The following is a 23,883-nucleotide window of genomic DNA, read 5'->3' as shown; positions in this document are numbered from 1 at the left end:
GCCGTGAGCTACCGGACCAATCGCAACCTCACGCTCAAGCTGCAGATGTGGCGTACCTGGCTGGTGCTGGGCGGCCTGCTGGCGCTATTCCTCGTGCTCATTGCCCGCGCCGCCTACCTGATGGGCTACAAGGAGGAGTTCCTGCGCGAGCAGGGTGAGGCGCGTTACAGCCGCAGACTCACCCTGGAAGCCAACCGCGGCATGATCACCGACCGCAATGGCGAGCCGCTGGCCATCTCCACCCCGGTGCAATCGGTGTGGGCCAGCCCGTCCGATGTGCCGGTGCTCAGCGCCACCAAACTGGCCAATCTGGCGCAGGCACTGGGGCTGCCCGCGCAGGACGTGCTGCGCAAGCTGTCAGACAAGAAGCGGGATTTCGTCTATCTGCGCCGGCAGATGAGCCCCGAGGATGCACAACGCGTGCTCGGCCTGGGCATACCCGGCATTGCCAAGCTCACCGAGTACCGCCGCTATTACCCGGCAGGCGAGGTGATGGCGCATGTGATCGGCTTTACCGGCATCGACAACAAAGGTCAGGAAGGCTTCGAACTGACGCGCGAATCCATGCTGGCCGGTAAACCCGGCAGCCGTCAGGTGATCAAGGACCGGCGTGGCTATATCGTCGAAGACGTGACCAGCATCGAGAAGCCGCGTGATGGCCAGACACTGGTGCTGAGCCTGGACAGCAAGATCCAGTATCTCGCCTACCGCGAACTGAAGAAGTCGGTGGAAGACAACCGCGCGCTGGGCGGCAGCATCGTGGTGCTGGACGCCCGCACCGGTGAGGTGCTGGCCCTGGCCAACATGCCGGCCTTCAACCCCAACAAACGGGAGAAGCTGGATCCTGCCACACGGCGTAACCGTGCACTGACGGATACCTACGAGCCGGGTTCCACGCTCAAGCCGTTTACCGCTGCCGCAGCGCTGGATGGTGGTACGGCGAAGCCCGACACGATCATCCAGACAGGCAATGGCAACTTCGCCATCGGCCCCAATGTGGTGCACGACACCAAACCTCACGGTGCGCTCACGGTGGAGCAGGTGATCCAGGTGTCGAGCAACGTCGGGACATCGAAACTGCAACTCGCGATGGACAGGGAATACCTGTGGAACTTCTATGACAGCTTGGGTTTCGGCCAGCTGCCCAAGAGTGGTTTCCCGGGTGAAGTGCGGGGCCGTCTAAGGCCCTGGAAGAACTGGGTGCCTATCGACCAGGCGACAATGTCGTACGGTCATGGCATCTCGGTAAGCGTGCTGCAGATTGCGCGGGCTTATCAGATATTTGCGACCGATGGCGAAATCCGTCCGGTCAGTTTTCAGAAATTGGTGGCGCCCCTGCCGGGGCGTCAGGTGATCAAGCCGGAAACGGCCCTGGCGGTGCGCAAAATGCTCGAAATGGTGACGCAACCCGGTGGAACCGCCCTCAAATCGAGGGTGGTCGGCTATCGCGTTGGCGGCAAGACCGGCACAGCCCACAAGCTCGAAGGCGGCACCTATGCCGCCAAGCGCTATGTGGGTTCGTTTGTCGGCATCGCCCCCATTTCCGAGCCACGCATCATCGTCGCGGTGATGATCGATGAGCCTACAGGCGGCAAGTATTACGGCGGCGACGTCGCCGCCCCGGTCTTCAGTGCGGTGGTGGCCGGCTCCTTGCGCATGATGGGCATTGCACCGGATGCGCAACAAAGCCAGGTCGTGGACATGCTCAATACCGAGACGACGGAGGAAATGTGAAGCCGGTCTCCATCCCCCTCCCGCCCCTGGATCTGGCCGCCATCACCCCCCTGGCGACCGGGCGCACCCTGCGCATGGACAGCCGCCAGATTCAGCCCGGCGATGTCTTTCTGGCTTTTCCAGGTGAGCGTGCCGATGGCCGCCAGCATCTGGTTGCCGCCATCGCCCGCGGTGCCAGCGCCATCCTGTGGGAAAGCGAAGGCTTTGCCTGGCCGGCCGAGCATGACGCCGTGTCGAATCTGGGCGTACCTCAGCTGCGCTTGCAAGCAGGCCTGATCGCCGCCCATCTGGCCGGCGAACCCAGCCGGGACATGTGGTGCGTGGGCGTCACCGGCACCAACGGCAAAACCAGCTGCGCGCACTGGCTGGCGCAGGCATTCGGCCTGCTGCAACACAAAGCCATGCTGATCGGCACCATCGGTTACGGCTTTATCGATGCGCTGGGAGATGCCAGCCACACCACGCCGGATGCCCTGACGCTGCAAACCCTGATCGCCGATTACCGTGCACAGGGCGCCAGCCATCTGAGCATGGAAGTCAGCTCGCACGCGCTCGACCAGGGCCGCGCCCACGGCGTGGCGTTTGATATCGGCGTGTTCACCAATCTGACCCGCGATCACCTCGACTACCACGGCGATATGGCCAGCTACGGCGCCGCCAAACGCAAGCTGTTCGAGTGGGAGGGCCTGAAAGCCGCCGTCATCAATGCCGACGACCCCTTCGGCGCGGAGCTGCTGGCCACGCTGCCCGCCGGCTTGGCGCTCGGCTATGGCATGGACGGCGGCGAGCTGCGTGCCACCCGCATCGATGCCAGCCTCGACGGTCTGCATATCGCCATCGACTCGCCATGGGGCAAGGCCGAGCTGCGCAGCTCGCTGGTGGGTCGCTTTAACGCTTACAACCTGCTGGCCTGCCTGGGTGTCTTGCTCAAGAGCGGGGTGTCGCTCGATACCGCCGTGGCCGTACTTGGCCAGATCGTCTCGGCCAAGGGTCGCATGCAGCGGCTTGGCGGCGACAGCAAACCTCTTGTGGTGGTGGACTACGCCCACACGCCCGATGCGCTCGAGAAGGCGCTGATCACCCTGCGTGAAGCCATGCCGCAGGTGGGCAGGCTGTATTGCGTATTCGGTTGCGGCGGTGACCGTGATCGCGGCAAGCGCCCGATCATGGGGCGCATTGCCTGTTCCTGGGCCGATACCGTGATCGTCACCAGCGATAACCCGCGTACCGAAGATCCCAAACGCATCATCCGCGACATTGTCGACGGCGTGGACGGTGCCGCAGCGGATACACAACTGCGCGGGGACTACACGGTACAGAGTGACCGAGCCGCCGCCATACGTTCCGCCATCGAGATCGCCCAGGTCGGCGATGTGGTGCTGATCGCCGGCAAGGGCCATGAGGAATATCAAGACGTGAACGGGGTCAAGCACCCGTTCAGCGATGAACACCACGCGATGGCCGCGCTAGCCGTCTGGAAACCCTTGAACTGATGTCTGCCATGCAAAGCCTGCACGCCGCCGCTCTGGATCTTGCCGCCCCGCTACGCGCGGGTGGCGAGGCCGTGTACACGCGCGTCAGCAGCGACAGTCGCGATATCCGTGCTGGCGATCTGTTCGTGGCCATCAAGGGCGACCGCTTCGACGGCCATGATTTTGTGGCAACCGCCTTGGCACAAGGTGCCGTGGGGGCGCTGGTAGAAGCGGGCCATCCGCGGCTGGCGGGCTTGCCGGCCGATGCACCGGTCATTGAAGTCGCCGACACCGTCGCAGCACTGGGCGCACTGGCCCAAGCCTGGCGCCGCAAGTTCAGCCTGCCTGTGGTGGCCATTACCGGCTCCAGCGGCAAAACCACCGTCAAGGACATGGTCGCCACCGTGCTTCGCCATGCCGTCGGCGACGATGCCGTGCTGGCCACCAGCGGTAACCTCAACAATCACCTCGGCGTGCCGCTGATGCTGCTGCGCCTGCGCGCCGCCCACCGCTATGCCGTGATCGAGATGGGCATGAACCATTTCGGCGAGATTGCCTACCTGAGCCGGCTGGCGCTGCCCGATGTGGCAATGGTCAACAACGCCGGCACCGCCCATATCGGCAACCTCGGCTCGGTGGCCGGTATTGCCCAGGCCAAGGGCGAGATTTTCGAGAGCCTCACCAATCAGGGTACGGCTTTAGTCAACCTTGACGATGACTTCGCCGACTACTGGAAAAGCCTCAATAAGTCGCGCCGCATCCTCGGCTTTGGCTTGCTGCAAGGTCAAGTACAGGCACGCGATCTGGCCGCCGGCGCACTCAGCAGCCAGTTCACGCTGATCACCCCCACCGGCGAAGCCGCGCTGACCCTGCCCACGCCGGGCCTGCACAACGTGCGCAACGCGCTGGCCTGCGCTGCGGTCTGTCATGCGCTGGGCCTCGATGTGGCCGGCATCGCCGCAGGCCTGGCGCGCTTTGCCGGCAGCAAGGGCCGCTTGCAGCAAAAGCGTGCAAGCAACGGTGCGCTGGTCATCGACGACAGCTACAACGCCAACCCCGATTCGATGCACGCCGCGATGGATGTGCTGGCCAGCCAAAGCGGCCCACGCTGGCTGGTGCTCGGTGATATCGGCGAAACCGACAATATCGCCGCCCGCCATGCCGAACTGGGCAGCTATGCGCGCAGCAAAGGGCTACCCGCCCTGTACGCGGTGGGCGAGAGCATGCGCCATGCGGTGACCGCGTTTGGCGAGGGCGGCCAGTGGTTCGACAGCCACGCCGCACTGGCAGCGGCCTTGCAAAGCCAATTGACCCCCGACGCCACCGTACTGGTGAAGGGTTCGCGCTTCATGCGCATGGAACAGGTGGTCGACGCACTGACTGCGACCGAGCAGGAAGGACACTGATATGTTGCTCTGGCTTGCCAATCTGCTGGGCGAAAACGTGAGGGCGTTCAACGTCTTCAACTACCTGACCCTGCGCGCCGTGCTGGCGACGATGACCGCACTGGTCATCAGCTTTGTGCTTGGCCCTTGGGTCATCCGCAAGCTCACCGAACTCAAGGTGGGTCAGGCCGTGCGCGATGACGGCCCGCAAACCCATCTGGTCAAGGCCGGCACGCCGACCATGGGCGGCACGCTGATCTTGTTGTCGATCGGGCTGACCACGCTCTTGTGGTCGGATCTCAGCAACAAGTATGTATGGGTGGTGCTGGCCGTCACGCTCGGCAACGGCATCATCGGCTTCATCGACGACTACAAAAAGGTCGCGCTGAAGAATCCCAAAGGCCTCTCGGCACGTCAGAAGCTGGTCTGGCAGAGCGTGATTGCGCTCGCCGCGGGCGGCTTCCTGGCCAACACCGCGACCTTGCCGGCCAACACCGAGTTCATCGTCCCGTTCTTCAAGCAGATCGCCTACCCGTTTGGCGCGGTCGGCTTCGTGGTGCTGACCTACTGCGTGATCGTGGGCACCAGCAATGCGGTGAACCTGACCGATGGCCTCGATGGTCTCGCCATCATGCCCACCGTGATGGTGGCCTCGGCGCTGGCGATCTTTGCCTATGTAGCCGGTAACGCCAAGTTCGCGGCTTACCTCTTGCTGCCGCATATCCCCGGCGCCGGTGAGCTGGCCGTGTTCCTCGCGGCGATGGCCGGTGCGGGCTTGGGCTTTCTGTGGTTCAACGCCTATCCCGCCGAGGTGTTCATGGGCGATGTGGGCGCGCTGGCACTCGGCGCCGGCCTCGGCACCGTGGCCGTGATCGTGCGCCAGGAAATCGTGCTGTTCATCATGGGCGGCGTGTTCGTCATGGAAGCGCTGAGCGTGATGATCCAGGTGGCGAGCTTCAAGCTCACCGGCAAGCGTGTGTTCCGCATGGCGCCGCTGCATCACCACTATGAACTCAAGGGCTGGAAGGAAACGCAGGTGGTCGTGCGTTTCTGGATCATCACCATGCTGCTGGTGCTGGCGGGTCTCGCCACGCTGAAGCTGCGCTGATAGCGGAGAACGCATCGATGAACTGGCAAGGCAAACACCTCACTGTGGTTGGACTGGGCGCCACTGGCCTCTCGGCTGCGCGCTGGCTCGCGCGCCAGGGCGCTGTCGTCACCGTGGCCGACAGCCGTGCCGAACCACCAGGACTCGCCGAACTGCGCGCCAGCCTGCCCGATGTACCGGTCAAGCTTGGCCCGTTCACCGACACCACGTTTGCCGGCGCCGAGAGTCTGATCGTGAGCCCCGGCGTATCGCTGGCCGAACCCGCCGTGGCCGACGCAATCCGCCGTGGTATCGAGGCCATTGGCGATATCGAACTGTTCGCCCGCGCACTGCATACCAACAAATCGCGCGCCAAGATCATTGCGATTACCGGTTCCAACGGCAAATCCACCGTGACCAGCATGGTCGGCGCGATGTGCGAATCGGCCGGACTGATCACCACCGTGGCAGGGAATATCGGCGTACCGGTGCTCGATGCGCTGAGCGAAATCGACAGCGGCGCACGGGCCGAGCCGGATGTGTGGGTACTGGAGCTGTCCAGCTTCCAGCTCGAAACCACCCTGAGCCTGGCTCCGGATGCCGCCGCGGTGCTCAACCTCAGCGAGGATCACCTCGACCGCTACGACAGCATGCTGCACTACGCCATGGCCAAGGCGCGCATCTTTGAAGGTCTGGGCGCCATGGTGCTGAACCGTGAAGATGGCTACTGCCGCGGCATGGTGCGCCCCGGCAGGCAGGTGTTCTGGTTCGGGCTGGATGCGCCACGCTCACCGACCGAGTACGGCCTGCGCCCCTTCGGCCAGGGCCACGAGCTGGTCTGCGGCGATTACGCCCTGATGCTGGCCACCGAGCTGCCCGTCGCCGGCCTGCACAACGCCGCCAATGCGCTGGCTGCGCTGGCGCTCACCCGCGCCATCGGCCTCCCGACCATGCCACTGGTCAACGCCCTGCGCCACTTCAAGGGTCTGCCGCACCGCGTCGAGTTCGTCGCCCAGGTGCGTGGTGTGGATTACTACGACGACTCCAAGGGTACCAACGTGGGTGCGACCGAAGCCGCGCTCAGAGGGATGACACGCCCGGTCGTGCTGATTGCCGGTGGCGACGGCAAGGGTCAGGACTTCCGCCCGCTGGCCGACGCCGTGCGTGGCAAGGTGCGCGCCGCCGTGCTGATCGGCCGTGACGCCCAGCAACTGCACGATGCACTGGCCCCCAGCGGCATCAAGCTGATCCGAGCCGATAACATGGAAGCCGCTGTCAAACTGGCCGCGGCCGAAGCACACGACGGTGACGTGGTACTCATGTCGCCCGCCTGCGCCAGCCTCGACATGTTCAAGAACTACGCTCACCGCGCTGAAGTGTTCATTTCAGCCGTGAAGGCATTGGGAGCCTGATGCCGTGAAGCTGTTCCAGGCCATCCGCCAACGCCCCGCGATGCTCGGCTATGACCAGTCTCTGGTCTGGTCGGTCTTGCTGCTGCTCGCGATCGGGCTGGTGATGGTGTACTCGGCGTCGATTGCCGCCGCCGAGGTGGACAAGGACACGGGCTTTCGCTCGACCTACTATCTGGTCCGCCATGGCATCTTCCTGGCCGTGGCCATGACGGCGGCGGTGGTCGTGTTCCAGATCCCGCTCCGCTTCTGGCAGCAATACTCGCCGTACCTGTTCCTGCTGGGGATGGCCCTGCTGATCCTGGTTCTGATCCCGGGTATAGGCCGTGAGGTCAATGGATCACGGCGCTGGCTGAGCCTGTTCGTCGTCAACTTCCAGCCCTCCGAGGCGATGAAGTTCTTCGTCGTGCTCTACGCCGCGGATTACACGGTGCGCAAAGCCGCCTACATGCACAGCCTGGTCAAGGGTTTCTTCCCCATGTTCATGGTGATGCTGTTCACCGGGGTGCTGCTGCTGGCCGAGCCCGACTTCGGCGCGCTGGCCGTGATTACGGCGATCGCGATGGGCACGCTGTTCCTCGGCGGTTTCGACTGGCGGCTGTTCGGCGGTCTGGTGATCATGCTGTTGATGGGCTTTGTGCTGTTCATTGTCATCGAGCCTTATCGCATGGCCCGTGTGGTCGGCTTCATGGACCCATGGAAAGACCCTTACGGCAAGGGCTACCAGCTCAGCCACAGCCTGATCGCTTTCGGCCGTGGCGAGTGGACCGGCGTGGGCCTGGGCGGCTCGGTCGAAAAGCTGAGTTACCTGCCCGAAGCGCATACCGACTTCCTGATGGCCATCATCGGCGAGGAATTCGGCTTCATCGGCATCAGCGTGGTCGTGCTGCTGTTTGCCTGGGTCGTGTTCCGCGCCTTCGCCATCGGCATCCAGGCCGCCAAGCTCGAACGCTACTACGCCGCGCTGGTGGCGCAGGGCATCGGCATCTGGCTAGGCGTGCAGACCATCATCAATATTGGCGTCAATGTCGGCATCCTGCCCACCAAAGGTCTGACCCTGCCGCTGCTGTCCTTTGGCGGCTCCGGCATCCTGATGAACCTGGTCGCGCTGGCCGTGCTGTTGCGTGTGGACTGGGAAAACCGCCAGCTGATGCGGGGGTACACCGTATGAGCACGCGTACCCTCATGGTCATGGCCGGCGGTACTGGCGGTCATATCTTCCCGGCGCTCGCCGTCGCCAAGGAAATGCAGGCGCGTGGCTGGCACATCGTCTGGCTGGGTGCCGCCGGCAAGATGGAAGCCGACCTCGTGCCGCGCCACGGCATCCCGATCGAGCTGCTGCCCGTGGCCGGCGTACGCGGTCAGGGCCTTGTCCGCAAGCTGATGCTGCCGCTCGAACAAGCCCGAGCCTTGCTGAAAGCCTGTGCCGCCATCTATCGCCACCGCCCCCAAGCGTTGATCGGCTTCGGAGGTTTTACCGCCTTCCCCGGCGGCATTGCCTCGCTGCTGCTTTGGCGTCCGCTGGTGATTCACGAGCAGAACTCGGTACCGGGCCTGACGAATCGCGTGCTCTCGCATATCGCGCGCCGTGTGCTGGCTGGTTTCCCGAGTGCCTTCAAGGGCAAAGCCGAAGTCGTCGGCAACCCGGTGCGTACCGATATCGCAGCGGTGCCCGCACCCGCCGAGCGCTTTGCTGACCGTAGCGGTGCGTTGCGCGTGCTGGTGGTGGGCGGCAGTCTGGGCGCCGCGGCGCTTAACGAAGTCGTCCCCAAGGCGCTGGCACTGCTGCCCGAAGCACAGCGCCCGCTGGTTACGCATCAGGCGGGTCAGAAGCAGATCGACGCGCTGCGCCAGCACTACAGCGATGCTGGCGTGGCCGGTGCCTGCGTGCCCTTCATCGACAATATGGCGCAGGCCTATGCCGAGGCGGATCTGGTGATCTGCCGCGCCGGCGCGCTGACCATTGCCGAACTCTCCGCCGCTGGCGTGGGTGCCATCCTCGTGCCTTTCCCGCACGCGGTGGATGACCACCAGACTGGCAATGCCGCCTACCTGGCCGACCACGGTGCTGCCCTGCTGATCCAGCAGCGCGCACTGACGCCCGAGTGGCTTGCTCAACAACTGCAAACGCTGAACCGCGAGCGCCTCTTGGCCATGGCCACCGCCGCACGCGCGCAAGCCCTGCCCGACGCCACCCGCCGCGTGGCCGATGTCGTCGAGGAAATCATCCGATGAAACACAAGATCCAACGCATCCACTTTGTCGGCATTGGCGGCGCAGGCATGAGCGCCATCGCCGAAGTGCTGGTCACCCAGGGTTTTGCCGTCAGTGGCTCCGACCTTGGCGACGGTGTAGCCACGCAGCGCCTGCGCGCAGCCGGTGCACGCATTGCCATAGGCCACGACGCCGCGCATGTGCACGATGCCCAAGTCGTGGTCACCTCTACGGCCGTGAAAGCCGACAACCCCGAGGTCATCGCCGCCCGCGAGCGCGGCATCCCGGTGATTCCGCGCGCCATGATGCTGGCCGAGCTGATGCGCCTGAAGCAGGGCATCGCCGTGGCCGGCACACATGGCAAGACGACGACGACCAGCCTGATCGCCTCGATCCTGATGGAAGCCGGGCTGGACCCGAGCTACGTGATAGGCGGCAAGCTCAACGCGGCCGGCGGGAATGCACGCGCTGGGAATGGCGAGCTGATCGTCGTCGAGGCCGATGAGTCCGACGCCTCCTTCCTGCTGCTCTCGCCGATGCTGGCAGTGATTACCAATATCGATGCCGACCATATGGACACCTATGGTCAGGACTTCGACAAGCTCAAACAGGCCTTTGTCGATTTTCTCGGCCATCTGCCCTTCTACGGTCGCGCCGCCGTGTGCATCGACGACCCCAACGTGCGCGCCATCCTGCCGCGCGTGCAAAAACCGGTTACGACTTATGGCGTGGCCGACGACGCGATGCTGCGCGCAATCGATATCGAAGCCCTGCCCGGCGGGCAGATGCGCTACACCGCGGTGTGGAAGAACGGTATCGAGGTACGCATCCCCATCACGCTGAATGCTGCCGGCCACCACAACGTACTCAACAGCCTGGCCGCGATTGCCATCTGCCTGGAAGTCGGCGCTTCCGAAGCAGCCATCCAGAAGGCACTGGCCGAGTTCGGCGGCGTAGGTCGTCGCTTCCAGCGCTACGGCGAGGCCCCGCTGCCTTCGGGCGGCAGTGCCATCGTCATCGACGATTACGGCCACCACCCGGTCGAGATGGCCGCCACGCTGGCCGCCGTGCGCGGTGCCTTCCCTGAAAAGCGCCTGTTGCTGGCCTTCCAGCCGCACCGTTACAGCCGCACGCGCGACTGTTTCGAAGACTTTGCCCGCGTCCTGTCGAGCGTGGATGCGCTGGTGCTTGCCGAGGTCTATGCCGCCGGCGAAGCGCCCATCGTCGCCGCCGACGGCCGCTCGCTGGCCCGCGCCGTGCGCGTGCACGGCAAGGTTGAACCGCTGTTCGTCGAGGATATCGCCGCGCTGCCGCAAGCGATCCTCGACCACGCCCGCGATGGTGATGTGATCGTCACCATGGGCGCCGGCTCCATCGGCAATGTGCCGGCCAAACTGGTAGGACAAGCATGAAGCAATACGGAAAAGTCGCCGTCGTCATGGGCGGCACCTCGTCGGAACGCGAAGTCTCGCTGATGAGCGGGGCGGGCGTACTGTCGGCACTGAAATCGCGCGGCGTGGACGCGCATGCCTTCGATCCCAAGGACCAGCCGCTGAGCGCGCTCAAGGACGAAGGATTTGATCGCGTCTTCCTGATCCTGCACGGCCCCGGTGGCGAAGACGGCACGATCCAGGGCGCGCTCGACATGCTCGGCATGCCATACACCGGCTGCGGCGTGATGGCCTCGGCACTGGGCATGGACAAGCTACGCACCAAGTTGATCTGGCGCGCGCTGGGCCTGCCGATTCCAGCATTTGAACTGCTCGACGAGCACAGCGATTTTGCCGCCATCGAACAGCAGCTGGGCCTGCCACTGTTCGTGAAGCCGGCCACCGAAGGCTCCAGTGTCGGCGTGACCAAGGTGAAGGCCGCGGGCGAGCTGAAAGCCGCTTTCGAGGAAGCGCGCAAGTACGACCGCCTGGTCCTGGCCGAAGCCTTTGTGGGCGGTGGCGAATACACCGCGCCGGTACTGGGCGACGCCGTCAGCGGCTACACGGTACTGCCGATGATCAAGATCGAACCGGCTACAGAGTTCTACGACTACCAGGCCAAGTATTTCCGCGACGACACCGTCTACCACTGCCCGTGCGGCTTGGCACCCGCGCAGGAAGCCGAGATCGCCGAGCTGGTGAAGCAGGCTTTCTGGGCGATTGGCGGCAAAAGCTGGGGGCGCGTCGATTTCCTGATGGATGAAGTCGGCAACCCCTATCTGCTCGAAGTGAATACCGCCCCCGGCATGACCAGCCACAGCCTGTTCCCGATGGGGGCCAAGGCCGTCGGCATGAGCTACGAAGATGTCGTCCTGAAGATTCTGGACACCACGCTGTAAAGGACCCGCGACACACCATGTTCATCGCCACGACAAACCGCTGCCTGCATCGCACCGACGCCACGCGTCCGGTGGTGCTTGCGCGCGTGTTTCACGTGGCACCGGCGCAAGGAGGGACCCGCTGATGTGGGACAAACCCCAAGCGCTGAACTGGCTCGCCAATCTGCTGATCGGTCTGGCTGTACTGCTGTTCCTTTACACGGCCTTGCTGCTGGTGGTGCATTCGCCCTTGTTCCCGGTGCGACAGATCAAGGTCGAGGGCAAGCTCGCGCATGTCACGCGCGAGCAGCTGCAGTACATCGTGAAGAACGAGCTGCGCGGCACCTTCTTCACGCTGGATCTCAACAAGACCCGGCAGGCCTTCGAGAAGCTGCCCTGGGTGCGCAAGGTCAGCCTGCGCCGCCGCTGGCCCGACCGACTGGATGTGCAGATTGATGAACATGTCGCACTGGCACGGTGGGGCTCCGTCGGCTTGGTGAATACCCTGGGCGAGCGTTTCGATGCGGCCAGCAACGAACCCCTGCCGGTGCTCGAAGGCCCCGAAGGCAGTGAGGCGGATCTTGCGGCAGGCTATCAGACCTTCCGCGACCGGCTGGCAGCCATCAACCGCAAGCCTACGCATGTCTGGCTGTCTGCACGGCGCGCCTGGCGCGTACAGCTCGACCATACGCTGGTACTGGAAATCGGTAGGGATGATGTGGAGGAGCGCCTGGGCAAGTTCATCCGCGTGTATCCGACCACCCTGGCCACGCTGAAACGGCCCGTCAGCTATGTGGATCTGCGTTATCCGAACGGCTTCGCCGTGCGCATGCCGCAAGGTGCAAGCAGAGCGGCGGCAACAGTGGCAGCTGCGACAGCAACATGAATACGAACAGCAACAAGACGGCGACGACAGGCGCCGGCAACAAGACAAAGCAGTCTGGAGAACAACGGTGAACAAACCGAACGCAACACAAAACCTGCTGGTCGGCCTCGATATCGGTACCTCGAAGATCGTGGCGCTGGTGGCCGAGATCCAGCCCGATGGCCGGATGGAGATCATCGGCCTCGGCCAGGCGCCGTCCAAGGGCCTCAAGAAGGGCGTGGTGGTCAATATCGAATCCACCGTGGGCGCCATCCAGCGCGCGCTCGAAGAAGCCGAGCTGATGGCCGACTGCAAGATCCGCGAAGTGCTCACAGGCATTGCCGGCAGCCACATCCGCAGCTTCAACTCGCACGGCATGGTCGCCATCAAGGACAAGGAAGTCGGCCAGGCCGACGTGGACCGCGTGATCGAAACCGCACGCGCCATCCCGGTACCCACCGAACACCAGATCCTCCACATCCTGACCCAGGAATTCATCATCGACGGGCAGGAAGACGTGAAGGAACCGCTGGGCATGAGCGGTGTGCGTCTGGAAGTGAAGGTGCACATCGTGACCGGCGCGATCTCGGCCGCGCAGAACATCACCAAGTGCGTGCGTCGCTGCGGCCTGGAGATGAGCGATCTGGTCCTGCAACCGCTGGCCAGCGCCCACGCCGTGCTCAGCGAGGACGAGAAGGAACTGGGCGTCTGCCTGATCGACATCGGTGGCGGCACCACCGATATCGCCGTGTTCAGCGAAGGGGCGATCCGTCATACGGCGGTGATTCCGATTGCCGGCGACCAGATCACCAACGATATCGCGATGGCCCTGCGCACGCCGACCAAGGAAGCCGAGGACATCAAGCGTGCCCACGGCATCGCCCTGCGCCAGCTCGCCGATCCGCAAGAGATGATCGAAGTGCCCGGCGTGGGCGAGCGCGGTTCGCGGCAGATGGCCCGGCAGACGCTGGCCGATGTGATCGAACCGCGCGTTGAGGAGCTTTACAGCCTGGTGCAGGCCGAACTGCGCCGCTCGGGTTTTGAGGAGCGGCTGTCGAGCGGCATCGTGATCACCGGGGGATCAGCCCAGATGCAGGGCATGGTCGAGCTCGGTGAAGAAGTTTTCCACCTGCCGGTACGCCTGGGCGTGCCCAAGTACACCGGCAGTCTGGCCGAGGTGGTGAAGAACCCGCGGTTCTCCACCGTCGTCGGCTTGTTGATGATTGGCAAGCAGCAAGCGCACCGCAACGGCCTCAAGGCCATGCAGGGCGCCAGCCTGGGCAACCTCGTCGAACGCATGAAGGCGTGGTTCCAGGGCAATTTCTGATTTCCGGTTTTTGAGTGCGGCCCTTGGCCGCGTCACTTGTTCAATGTTTGAAGTTTGTAGGGCAACGAGGAGAGAGCAATGCCTATTTCGTTTCTGGAAGCAGCACAAGACGTGGTGCCGGTCGCCCGTATCAAGGTCGTCGGCGTCGGTGGTTGCGGCGGTAACGCTGTCGATCACATGATCGCCGCCGGCGTCACCGGCGTGGAGTTCATCTGCGCCAACACCGACGCACAAGCGCTCAAGCGCAACCGCGCCGACAACCTGGTTCAGCTCGGCGGTACGCTGACCAAGGGTCTGGGCGCAGGCGCCAATCCCGATATCGGCCGCGCCGCGGCCGAAGAAGACCGTGAACGCATTTCGGAACTGCTCGAAGGCGCCGACATGGTGTTCATCACCGCCGGCATGGGTGGCGGCACCGGCACCGGTGCTGCACCGGTCGTGGCCGAAGTCGCGCGTGAAAAGGGCATCCTCACCGTCGGTGTGGTGACCCGTCCGTTCGCTTTCGAAGGCAAGCGCCAGAAGGCTGCGCAAGCCGGTATCGAAGCGCTGCAGAAGCACGTTGATTCGCTGATCATCATCCCCAACGACAAGCTGATGCAGGTGCTGGGTGAGGATGTCTCGTTCAAGGATGCCTTCAAGGCCGCCGACGACGTGCTCAAGGGTGCCGTGGCCGGCATCGCCGAAATCATCAATGTGCCTGGCCTCGTGAACGTGGACTTCGCCGACGTGAAGGCCGTGATGACCGAGATGGGCATGGCCATGATGGGCTCGGCCCATGCCGAGGGCGTGGATCGTGCACGCCAGGCTGCCGAATCGGCTGTGAACAGCCCGCTGCTGGAAGACATCAGCTTGAACGGCGCCCGCGGCGTGCTGGTCAACATCACCGCCGACTACAGCCTGAAGATGAAGGAAGTCCATGAAGTCATGGACACCATCAAGGCCTACACCTCGGAAGATGCCCGCATCATCTTCGGTACCGCCTTCGACGAAAACATGGGCGACAGCATCCGCGTGACCCTGGTCGCCACGGGTCTGGGTGGCCGTGTCGACAAGAAGATGCCGAACCTGACGGTGGTGCAGCGTACGGGTACCGACGATGCCATGCCGGCCATGAACTACGACGAGCTCGATACCCCTGCCGTGTTCCGCACCGGCCGCCGCGCCGGCAGCGTGGGTGCTTCGGTGGAATCGTCGCGTGGCGCCGTGTTTGCCGGTGGTGACATGGACATTCCGGCCTTCCTGCGCAAGCAGGCTGACTGAGTCGGATGGAAGAGAATCTACTGCGCAACCCGTGACGCGGCCTGCGATGCTCGTCGTACATGACGTACGACTGCGCCTCTCGACCACGCCACGGGCTGCTCGCTACGATTCCTTTCCATCCTAACAGCGCTAGGTGGTAACACGACCTAACGCCGCAATAGCAAGGTTCAATCGGTTCCGGTTTTGCGATATGGCAAAATCGGTGGCTGCGTGCCCCTTGCGTCTGCCGCACGTCCGGACGTTCCGCCCTCTCCCGGGGCGTCCGGCGTACGATGGCGAGCGAGCATCCCGCCAGCAGGCCGGGGGTACATCACCGACTGGATGAGCCAGATGATTTACCAGCGCACCCTCAAAGAATCCATCCGCGCCGTGGGCGTGGGTCTGCACTCGGGCGACAAGGTCGAGCTGACGCTGTCGCCCGCGCCGGCCGATACCGGCATCGTGTTCCGCCGTGCCGATCTGGCCGACAAACCCTCGTTCAAGGTCGGTCCCGATCTGGTCAATGACACGCGGCTCTCGTCCACGCTGGTCAAGGATGGCGTGCGCGTGGCCACCATCGAGCACCTGATGTCGGCCTTTGCCGGCCTGGGTATCGACAATGTGATCGTCGATGTCACTGCGTCCGAGATGCCCATCATGGATGGCAGCGCAGCACCGTTCCTGTACCTGATCCAGCAGGCCGGCGTGAAGGAACAGAAACCCGCTCGCAAGCGCTATGTGCGCGTCAAGAAGCCCGTCGAAGCCGTCGAAGGCGACAAATGGGTACGTTTCAAGCCGCACGAAGGCTACAAGATCAGCCTGACCATCGAGTTCAAGCACCCGGCCTTCCAGAAGGCCGCGCAGACGGTGGAGCTCGATTTCGCCGAGACCAGCTACATCAAAGAGGTCGCACGGGCGCGCACCTTTGGCTTCATGCATGAGGTCGAGTACATGCGCACCAATAACCTGGGCCAAGGCGGCAGTATGGAAAACGCCATCGTGCTCGATGAGTACAAGGTGCTTAACCAGGAAGGCCTGCGTTTCGAAGACGAATTCGTGCGCCACAAGGCGCTCGACGCGATTGGCGACCTGTACATCCTCGGCTACCCGCTGATTGCCGCGTTTGAAGGCTTCAAATCAGGTCATGCCATGAACAACAAGCTCTTGCGCGAACTCCTGGCCGATCCGGACAACTACGAGTTTGTCAGCTTTCAGCACGCCGACGACGTGCCCGCCGCCTTCCACCGTTACAGCCCGGCCGCGATCTGAACCATGTTCACCCTGCTGCGCGTCCTGTTCCTCTTGCTCCTGCTCGCCTGGGCACTGTGCCTGTGGAAGGAGAAGCGCAGCGGCGATGCGCTATGGCGACGGCGTCGCCGCTGGGTCGGCTTCAGTGCACTTGGCCTGCTCGCCTTCATCCTGATCGGCCTGTTCCTGCAGCGACTGCTGGCCTGAGCCGGGTGGCGCCTTTGCCGCCTTCCTTTGACTAAACGCAACAGATCTTGCTTCGGGCTTGGGCAAATGCTGGCGTGCGCCCTATATATATAATTCCGCGCACACAAAAAACGCGATGGCAGCCCAACACAACCTATTTGATGACCCGGCGTTCTACCGGCGTCTGGTGGAGGAAGCGGAAGACGGAGTCTGGGTCATCGACGCAGACAGCCGGACCGTGTACGTCAATGCCACCATGGCACGGATGCTCGGCGAAGCCGAAGCGGCGCTGATAGGCCGTCCGCTATGGGACTTTGTCGAAGAGGGCGCGCGCCCCCAGGCCGAGGCGAATGTCGAGCGCCGCCGTAGCGGTGTGCGGGAAATTCACGAATTCCACTTCCGTCGCCGCGATGGCAGCTGCTTCTGGGGCGAGGTCTCCACCGCCCCGCTGTTCGATGCCGCCGGCAACTACGACGGTGCCTTTGCCTTTATTGCCAACATCGACAAACGCAAAGCCTCCGAGCAAGCATTGCAGGAACGCGAAACCGCGTACCGGCAGGTTTTCGAGCGCAGTCTCGCACCCAAGCTGGTGATTGATCCGGTGCAGGGGGAAATCCTCGCGGCCAATGCCGCGGCTCGAGCGTTCTATGGCTATGACAACGAAGCATTTCTGGGTTTGCGCATCGGTGAGCTGGCCACCGACGTCATCCGTGGCGATTTCCTGACATCGCTGGAACAGGCAAGGCTGGAGGAAGGACACTTTTTCATCAGCCGTCATCAATGCCGCAACGGTCGTGTGCGTGAAGTGGCCGTACACGCGATTGCGATTCAGGTCGGTGGCCGGCAGCTGCTGTATCTGATCATCCGCGATATCGGCCAGCAGCGCGAAACCGAGCAGCGCCTGCGGTTCATCGAGTTCACCGTACAGCAAGCCAGTATTGCCGTGATCTGGCTGAATCCGGACGGCACCCTGCGCGATGCCAATTTCCACACCGGCAAGATGCTGGAAATCCCTCACGATGCCTTGCTGGGGCGGCCCATCTGGGCATTTGATCCCAGTCTGGATGAGTCACGCTGGGCGTCGCTGTGGGACACGATCAAGGATAGCGGCGGGCACAGCTTCCGTAGCCACTTCCGCAGTGCGCGCGGACAGATGATCCCGATCGAGATCCATGCCAGCCATCTGGCCTTCGACGGCACCGAATGCGTGGTCGCCTATGCGCGGGGGATCGAAGAGGAACTGCGCTCGGAGCAGATGCTGAATCTGCAGCATGCCGTGCTCGGCAATATTGCCTCGGGGCAACCCCTGCGGGACATCCTGGATCAGATCACCCATAACGTGGAAATGCTGGCCCCCGATGCCCTGTGCTCGATCCTGCTGCTGGACGGCGATACGCTGCATACCGGCTCAGCACCCAGTGTCCCGGCCAGCTTCACTAGTGCGGTGGATGGCAGCATCATCGGTCCACGCTGCGGTTCATGTGGCACGGCGGCCTATCTGAACCAGGAAGTCAACGCGACCGACATTGCCACCGACCCGCGCTGGGCCGATTACGCAGAGCTGGCGCGCGAGCACGGCCTCGCTGCCTGCTGGTCGAGCCCGATCCGCGCCCGCGATGGCCGCGTTGTCGGTACCTTTGCCCTGTATTACCGGACAGCACGCGGGCCTGATGCGTTCCAGCGCCGTATCGTTGAAGCGTGCACGCATCTTGCAGGCATCGCCATCGAGCACCGCGAGGCAGAAGACCGCGTCCATGCGCTGGCCTTCTACGATGCGCTCACCGGCCTGCCTAACCGCTCACTGCTGGCCGACCGGGTCGAGCTGTCGCTGGCACAGGCTCAGCGCAATGGCTGGCCGCTGGCGCTGATGTTCGTGGACCTGGATCGCTTCAAGACCATCAACGATTCCCTCGGCCACGCGGTGGGCGACCGTTTGCTGCAGACCGTGGCCAAGCGTTTCGAGACCGTGCTGCGTGACTCCGACACCGTTTGCCGTCTCGGCGGTGACGAATTCCTGATGCTGCTGCCCGAGTGCGGTGCCGAAGGCGCCGCCGCCGTGGCCAGCAAGGTGATCGCCGCCGTGGCCGAACGCATCGATATGGACGGGCTGACCCTGAACGGCTCAGCCAGTATCGGCATCGCCCTGTTCCCCGAGGACGGGCAAGATTACGACACCCTGCTCAAGCATGCCGATACCGCCATGTACCGCGCCAAGGAACTGGGTCGCAACGCCTTCTGCTTCTACAGCCACGATATGAACGACGACGCGGCGGCGCGACTGGAAATGGAAGCCGCCCTGCGCCAGGCCATGCTGAACCGTGAACTGCGCCTGTTCTATCAGCCTCAGGTCGGCATCGCCACGCAACATCTGCACGGTCTCGAAGCCTTGATCCGCTGGCAGCACCCTAACTGGGGCATGGTCTCGCCAGCACGGTTCATTCCGATCGCCGAGGAAAGCGGGCTGATTGATGAGATCGGTATCTGGGTGCTCAACGAAGCCTGCCGCCAGCTCGCACAGTGGGATGCCGAAGGACTGGCGATCCCGCGGATTTCGGTCAACCTCTCGCCCCGCCAGTTCCGCCATGACGATGTGCCGGCGCTGGTGGCCGAGTGCCTCAAACGGCATGGCCTGCCCGCCAGCCGGCTGACACTGGAAATCACCGAAAGCCTGATGATGATGCGCGATGACAAGACGCTCAACGCCTTGTCACAACTGGACGAGATGGGTGTTGCCCTGGCGGTGGACGACTTCGGGACAGGCTATTCGAGCCTGGGCTATCTGAAACGCTTTCCGGTCAGTGAGCTGAAGCTGGATCAGAGCTTTGTCCGCGATCTGGGCGAGGATGAAGGCGACCGCGCGCTGGCCAGTGCCGTCGTCCGCATTGGCCAGAGCATGCGCATGACCGTGGTAGCCGAGGGAGTCGAAACCCTGGAGCAGCTCAACTTCCTCGATGGCGAGGGTTGCGATGTGGCGCAAGGCTACTACTTTGCGCGGCCCATGCCGGCTGCCGATCTGGCCGAGTGGGTCGCTGATTTCCAGACCACCCCTGCCTGACACTGGTCTCCGTGCGCGCCACGGGCCCACCGTGGCGACGCCACTGATCGCCTAGAAATCGTCCTGTGGATTGTCTTGGGCCGGCGCGGCATCACCGCGACGGGCCTCCAGCGCCTGCACACGGGCTTCCAGTGCTGCCAGCGCTTCACGGGTACGCGCCAATACGGCCTGCTGGACCTCGAACTCTTCCCGCGTCACCAGATCCAGTTTAGCGAATGCCGCCGAGAGTACCGCACGCGCATTCTTCTCGATATCGCGCCCAGGTCCCGCCGCCATCACTTCAGCTAGCTTGCCACTTACTTCATCGAACAGACGTTGAGCCAGCATGGGGACGCTCCTGCTTCACAAAGGGGATGACACAAGGATAGCAAATCGCACCGTGATCATGCGCGCGCACCAAGGGCAGGCAGGGCAGCGCCCGGGCGCACCAATGCGGTGCAATATTGCGGCGCATCGCCGGGGAAGGCGAAGCATCTTATTGATAATTAAGGATATATTTCCTTGGCACGACCCATGCTAACGCTTCCTACCGAAGCATTTTTCCGGGTATCCATTCAAGGAGCGAAGATGAAGTTCGTTAGCGCCATCATCAAGCCGTTCAAGCTTGACGAGGTCCGCGAGGCACTTTCCGCCATAGGCGTGCAAGGTGTCACCGTGACCGAGGTCAAGGGTTTCGGCCGTCAAAAGGGCCACACCGAGCTGTATCGCGGCGCGGAGTATGTGGTCGATTTCCTGCCCAAGGTCAAACTCGAAATCGCCGTGAAGGACGACCTGCTCGATCAGGTCATCGAGGCCATCGAAAAGTCCGCCAATACCGGCAAGATCGGTGACGGCAAGATCTTCGTCTTCGAGCTCGAACAAGTCATCCGCATCCGCACCGGTGAAACCGGCGCTGACGCGCTCTAAGCCTACGAGGGAGATGAGCCAAATGAAGAAACTACTGACCGCGCTGGCACTGGCCAGCGCCATGAGTTTCGGCAGTGCATGGGCAGAAGAAGCGCCTGCCGCCGCACCCGTCGCCGAAGCGGCTGCGGCCACGCCCGAGTCCGCAGCGGCCCCGGCAGCAGCACCTGCCGAATCCGCCCCTGTGGCAGCCGCCGCACCCGAGGCTGCCCCGGCAGTTGCCGCACCGGCCCCCACATTGAGCAAGGCCGATAACGGCTGGATCTTTGTGGCCACCGCTTTCGTCATCCTGATGTCGATCCCTGGTCTGGCCCTGTTCTACGGCGGCCTGGTGCGCGCCAAGAACATGCTCAGCGTGCTGATGCAGGTGTTTGTCGTGTTCTCGCTGATTTCCGTGCTGTGGGTTGTTTACGGCTACAGCGTGGCCTTCACCGATGGTGGCAGCCTCAACAGCGCCGTGGGCGGCTTCAGCAAGCTGTTCCTCAAAGGCGTAACGCCGGATTCCCTGGCCGCTACCTGGTCCAAGGGTATCTATATTTCCGAACTGATCTACGTGGTGTTCCAGGGCGCGTTCGCCGCCATTACCTGCGGCCTGATCGTCGGTGCCTTTGCAGAACGCGTGAAGTTCTCGGCCGTGCTTGCCTTCGTGGTGATCTGGTTCAGCTTCAGCTACCTGCCCATGGCACACATGGTCTGGTACTGGTCCGGCCCTGATGCCTATATCGATGCCAAGGCTGCCGAAGCCGCTACCGCTGCTGCTGGCTGGCTGTTCGCCAAGGGCGCGCTGGACTTCGCTGGTGGCACCGTGGTGCACATCAACGCAGCCGTGGCCGGCCTGGTCGGTGCCTACTTCGTCGGCAAGCGCGTCGGTCTGGGCAAGGAAGCCATGACCCCGCACAGCCTGACCATGACCATGATCGGTGCTTCGCTGCTGTGGTTCGGCTGGTTTGGTTTCAACGCCGGTTCGGCTCTCGAAGCCAACGGCATTGGCGCACTGGCCTTCATCAACACTTGGGTTGCCACCGCACTGGCCGCCTGTGCCTGGACCGCCGTCGAGTGGATCTGGAAGGGCAAGCCCTCCATGCTGGGCGCTGCCTCAGGCGCGGTAGCCGGCCTGGTTGCCATTACTCCGGCTTGCGGTTTTGTCGGTGTCGGTGGTGCCATGGTCATCGGCGCGCTGGCTGGTGTGGTCTGCCTGTGGGGCGTGCATGGCCTCAAGCGCCTGCTGGGTGCTGACGATGCACTGGATGTATTCGGCGTGCACGGCGTGGGCGGTATCCTCGGCGCCATCCTGACCGGCGTGTTTGCCGATCCGGCCCTCGGCGGTACCGGTGTGTGGGACTACGTCGCCAACGCCGTCGCCCCGAACTACTCGATCGCCTCGCAGGTCTGGATCCAGACCCAGGGCGTGCTGGTCACGCTGGTGGTGTCGGGTGTGGTCTCGGTCGTGGCTTACAAGCTGATTGATCTGGTGATCGGTCTGCGCGTGCCGGAAGACGAAGAGCGCGAAGGCCTCGACGTCACCAGCCACGGTGAGAAGGCTTACAACCTGTAAGCAGCTGCAGCTTTAACCCGGTCTGGCGGTGCCCTCCGCCAGTCGCCGGACAAAGAGAATGGCCTGTCACCTGACAGGCCATTTTCATTGGTGCGCCGCAACGGCAGCCGGTCTGTAAGTACCCTGCGACAGCTACAAATCCCCGTCGCATCATCGGCATATGGCGCAAAGCCGATTTTCGGTAGAATCCGCCTTTTGAAACAGGGGATTACCCGATGATTCAGGTCGGCCTGGTGATGGGCAGCAACTCTGACTGGGAAGTCATGCAGCATGCTGCGCGTCAGCTCAAAGCCTTCGGCGTGGCCTTCGAGGCCCGCGTCGTCTCCGCACACCGTACGCCGGACTTGCTGTTCGAGTACGCCGAGACCGCCGAAGCGCGTGGCCTGAAGGCCATCATCGCCGGCGCTGGCGGCGCAGCCCACCTGCCCGGCATGCTGGCCGCCAAGACCACCATTCCGGTGCTCGGCGTCCCCGTGCCCAGCAAGTACCTGCGCGGCGAAGACTCGCTGCTGTCCATCGTGCAGATGCCCAAGGGCATTCCGGTGGCCACCTTCGCCATCGGCGAAGCCGGTGCCGCCAATGCCGGCCTGTTCGCCGTGGCCCTGCTGGCCAACGAAATCCCTGAACTGCGTGCGCGCCTCAATCAGTTCCGCGAAGACCAGAAGAACACGGTACTCGCGATGGAACTGCCGGAAGTAGAGTAGGTCATGACGCAGCGTTATCCCCTGGTACGCCCCATCCTGCCGCCGGCCATGCTCGGCATACTCGGCGGCGGCCAACTCGGCCGCATGTTCACCGTGGCCGCCAAGACCATGGGCTACCGCGTCACCGTGCTCGATCCTGATGCCAGCGCGCCGGCTGCCGATTTTGCCGATGTGCATCTGTGTGCTGCGTTCAACGACCACGCCGCGCTCAAGGAGCTGGCCGAAACCTGCGCCGCCATCACCACCGAGTTCGAGAACGTGAACGCCGACTCGATGCGCTGGCTCGCCCAGCATGTGCCGGTGAGCCCCTCCGGCGATTGCGTCGCCATCGCCCAGGACCGCATTCAGGAGAAGTCCTGGATCCGCAAAGCCGGCCTCGCCACCGCACCGTACCTGGCGCTCGAAACCGTGGATGACCTGAACCACGATCTCGCGCCCTATTTGCCCGGCATCCTCAAGACCGCCCGCCTCGGTTACGACGGCAAGGGTCAGGTGCGCGTCAAGACAGCCGAAGAAGCCCGTGCCGCCTATGCCGATCTCGGCGGCCAGGCCTGCGTACTGGAAAAGATGATGCCGCTGGTGTGCGAAATCTCGGCCATCGTCACCCGTAGCAGCGCGCATGAAAGCGCCGTCTTCCCGGTCGCGGAAAACCGCCACGCCAAGGGCATCCTCGACATCAGCATCGTGCCGGCCCAGGTCGACATCCATCTCGCCGCGCAAGCGCAAACCATGGCGCAGCAGCTGGCTGAGGCGCTTGATTATGTGGGTGTGCTGGCCGTGGAGTTCTTTGTTCTCGATGGTGGCGAACTGGTCGTCAACGAAATGGCGCCACGCCCGCACAACTCGGGCCATTACACGATCGACGCCTGCCTCACCAGCCAGTACGAGCAGCAGGTGCGCGCCATGTGTGGCCTGCATCCGGGCAAGCCCGATCTGCTCTCGCCCGTGGTGATGGTGAACCTGCTCGGCGACGTCTGGAAAGAGGACGGCGGTGAGCCGAACTGGGATGTGCTGATGCAGGCGCCCAACGCGCACCTGCACCTTTACGGCAAGAAGCAGGCACGTCCGGGTCGCAAGATGGGCCACTTCTGCGTGCTGGCCGGCTCGGCCGAAGCCGCGCTGGAACAGGCCGAAGCACTCAAAGACACGCTGTAAAGCATTTGCAGGTCGGGGTTCAACCCGATACATCGAA

Annotated in this window: 20 protein-coding genes; 19 read left to right on the top strand and 1 reads right to left on the bottom strand. The window is 63.5% G+C overall.

Annotated features, from left to right (window positions below):
- Window positions 1–3: 3 nt before the first annotated feature.
- The 15 genes from O9X62_RS05200 to O9X62_RS05130 all read left to right on the top strand — a co-directional run bounded on the left by O9X62_RS05200 (window position 4) and on the right by O9X62_RS05130 (window position 19,529).
- On the top strand, window positions 4–1,734 hold the full coding sequence (locus O9X62_RS05200; protein WP_269531702.1) for a penicillin-binding protein 2: 1,731 nt from the start codon (window positions 4–6) through the stop codon (window positions 1,732–1,734).
- Window positions 1,731–3,227, top strand: a complete 1,497-nt coding sequence (locus O9X62_RS05195; protein WP_269531701.1) for a UDP-N-acetylmuramoyl-L-alanyl-D-glutamate--2,6-diaminopimelate ligase — start codon at window positions 1,731–1,733, stop codon at window positions 3,225–3,227. The genes O9X62_RS05200 and O9X62_RS05195 overlap by 4 nt, the downstream gene beginning before the upstream one ends.
- Window positions 3,227–4,612, top strand: coding sequence for a UDP-N-acetylmuramoyl-tripeptide--D-alanyl-D-alanine ligase (gene murF / locus O9X62_RS05190; protein ID WP_269531700.1), 1,386 nt, complete (start codon window positions 3,227–3,229; stop codon window positions 4,610–4,612). The genes O9X62_RS05195 and murF overlap by 1 nt, the downstream gene beginning before the upstream one ends.
- 1 nt (window position 4,613) lies before the next feature.
- The gene (mraY, locus tag O9X62_RS05185) at window positions 4,614–5,699 is read left to right on the top strand and encodes a phospho-N-acetylmuramoyl-pentapeptide-transferase (RefSeq protein ID WP_269531699.1); all 1,086 of its coding nucleotides are present in this window, start codon (window positions 4,614–4,616) and stop codon (window positions 5,697–5,699) included.
- 17 nt (window positions 5,700–5,716) lie between these two features.
- Window positions 5,717–7,090, top strand: coding sequence for a UDP-N-acetylmuramoyl-L-alanine--D-glutamate ligase (gene murD / locus O9X62_RS05180; RefSeq protein WP_269531698.1), 1,374 nt, complete (start codon window positions 5,717–5,719; stop codon window positions 7,088–7,090).
- Window positions 7,091–7,130: 40 nt separating this feature from the next.
- Entirely contained in the window at window positions 7,131–8,258 is a 1,128-nt protein-coding gene (gene ftsW / locus O9X62_RS05175; protein WP_308446435.1) for a putative lipid II flippase FtsW, read from the top strand.
- Window positions 8,255–9,322, top strand: a complete 1,068-nt coding sequence (gene murG, locus O9X62_RS05170; RefSeq protein WP_269531696.1) for an undecaprenyldiphospho-muramoylpentapeptide beta-N-acetylglucosaminyltransferase — start codon at window positions 8,255–8,257, stop codon at window positions 9,320–9,322. The genes ftsW and murG overlap by 4 nt, the downstream gene beginning before the upstream one ends.
- The gene (gene murC / locus O9X62_RS05165) at window positions 9,319–10,713 is read left to right on the top strand and encodes a UDP-N-acetylmuramate--L-alanine ligase (RefSeq protein WP_269531695.1); all 1,395 of its coding nucleotides are present in this window, start codon (window positions 9,319–9,321) and stop codon (window positions 10,711–10,713) included. The genes murG and murC overlap by 4 nt, the downstream gene beginning before the upstream one ends.
- On the top strand, window positions 10,710–11,630 hold the full coding sequence (locus tag O9X62_RS05160; RefSeq protein WP_269531694.1) for a D-alanine--D-alanine ligase: 921 nt from the start codon (window positions 10,710–10,712) through the stop codon (window positions 11,628–11,630). Before murC ends, O9X62_RS05160 begins: the two co-directional genes overlap by 4 nt.
- Window positions 11,631–11,754: 124 nt before the next feature.
- Entirely contained in the window at window positions 11,755–12,495 is a 741-nt protein-coding gene (locus O9X62_RS05155; protein WP_269531693.1) for a cell division protein FtsQ/DivIB, read from the top strand.
- Window positions 12,496–12,562: 67 nt separating this feature from the next.
- Window positions 12,563–13,801: a cell division protein FtsA gene (ftsA, locus tag O9X62_RS05150; RefSeq protein ID WP_269531692.1), complete on the top strand. Its 1,239-nt coding sequence runs from the start codon at window positions 12,563–12,565 to the stop codon at window positions 13,799–13,801.
- 84 nt (window positions 13,802–13,885) lie between these two features.
- The gene (gene ftsZ, locus O9X62_RS05145; RefSeq protein ID WP_374708388.1) at window positions 13,886–15,061 is read left to right on the top strand and encodes a cell division protein FtsZ; all 1,176 of its coding nucleotides are present in this window, start codon (window positions 13,886–13,888) and stop codon (window positions 15,059–15,061) included.
- A gap of 330 nt (window positions 15,062–15,391) precedes the next feature.
- The gene (gene lpxC, locus O9X62_RS05140; RefSeq protein WP_269531851.1) at window positions 15,392–16,309 is read left to right on the top strand and encodes a UDP-3-O-acyl-N-acetylglucosamine deacetylase; all 918 of its coding nucleotides are present in this window, start codon (window positions 15,392–15,394) and stop codon (window positions 16,307–16,309) included.
- Window positions 16,310–16,312: 3 nt separating this feature from the next.
- The gene (locus tag O9X62_RS05135) at window positions 16,313–16,495 is read left to right on the top strand and encodes a hypothetical protein (RefSeq protein ID WP_269531691.1); all 183 of its coding nucleotides are present in this window, start codon (window positions 16,313–16,315) and stop codon (window positions 16,493–16,495) included.
- 115 nt (window positions 16,496–16,610) lie between these two features.
- Window positions 16,611–19,529 carry an EAL domain-containing protein gene (locus O9X62_RS05130; protein WP_269531690.1) on the top strand — a complete coding sequence of 973 codons (2,919 nt, stop codon included), beginning with the start codon at window positions 16,611–16,613 and terminating at the stop codon, window positions 19,527–19,529.
- 51 nt (window positions 19,530–19,580) lie between these two features.
- Here the strand turns inward: O9X62_RS05130 and O9X62_RS05125 are convergent, their stop codons facing one another.
- A complete protein-coding gene (locus O9X62_RS05125; protein ID WP_269531689.1) occupies window positions 19,581–19,856 on the bottom strand; it encodes an accessory factor UbiK family protein in 276 nt (91 codons plus the stop codon).
- 240 nt (window positions 19,857–20,096) lie between these two features.
- On the opposite strand from O9X62_RS05125, the gene glnK reads away from it, so the two are divergent.
- The 4 genes from glnK (at window position 20,097) to O9X62_RS05105 (ending at window position 23,846) form a co-directional block, all read left to right on the top strand.
- Complete coding sequence (gene glnK / locus O9X62_RS05120; RefSeq protein ID WP_269531688.1) at window positions 20,097–20,435, top strand: P-II family nitrogen regulator; 339 nt, start codon at window positions 20,097–20,099, stop codon at window positions 20,433–20,435.
- A 22-nt stretch (window positions 20,436–20,457) separates the two neighbouring features.
- Window positions 20,458–21,987 (top strand): ammonium transporter, encoded by a 1,530-nt coding sequence (locus tag O9X62_RS05115; RefSeq protein WP_269531687.1) that lies wholly within the window; start codon window positions 20,458–20,460, stop codon window positions 21,985–21,987.
- 215 nt (window positions 21,988–22,202) lie between these two features.
- On the top strand, window positions 22,203–22,691 hold the full coding sequence (gene purE, locus O9X62_RS05110; protein ID WP_269531686.1) for a 5-(carboxyamino)imidazole ribonucleotide mutase: 489 nt from the start codon (window positions 22,203–22,205) through the stop codon (window positions 22,689–22,691).
- Between the two features lie 3 nt (window positions 22,692–22,694).
- The gene (locus O9X62_RS05105; RefSeq protein WP_269531685.1) at window positions 22,695–23,846 is read left to right on the top strand and encodes a 5-(carboxyamino)imidazole ribonucleotide synthase; all 1,152 of its coding nucleotides are present in this window, start codon (window positions 22,695–22,697) and stop codon (window positions 23,844–23,846) included.
- Window positions 23,847–23,883 lie beyond the last annotated feature (37 nt).

Origin of the sequence: Chitinimonas sp. BJYL2 (genome assembly GCF_027257935.1) — a bacterium.
Classification (GTDB): domain Bacteria; phylum Pseudomonadota; class Gammaproteobacteria; order Burkholderiales; family Chitinimonadaceae; genus Chitinimonas.
This window is presented reverse-complemented; position numbering and strand designations above follow the sequence as displayed.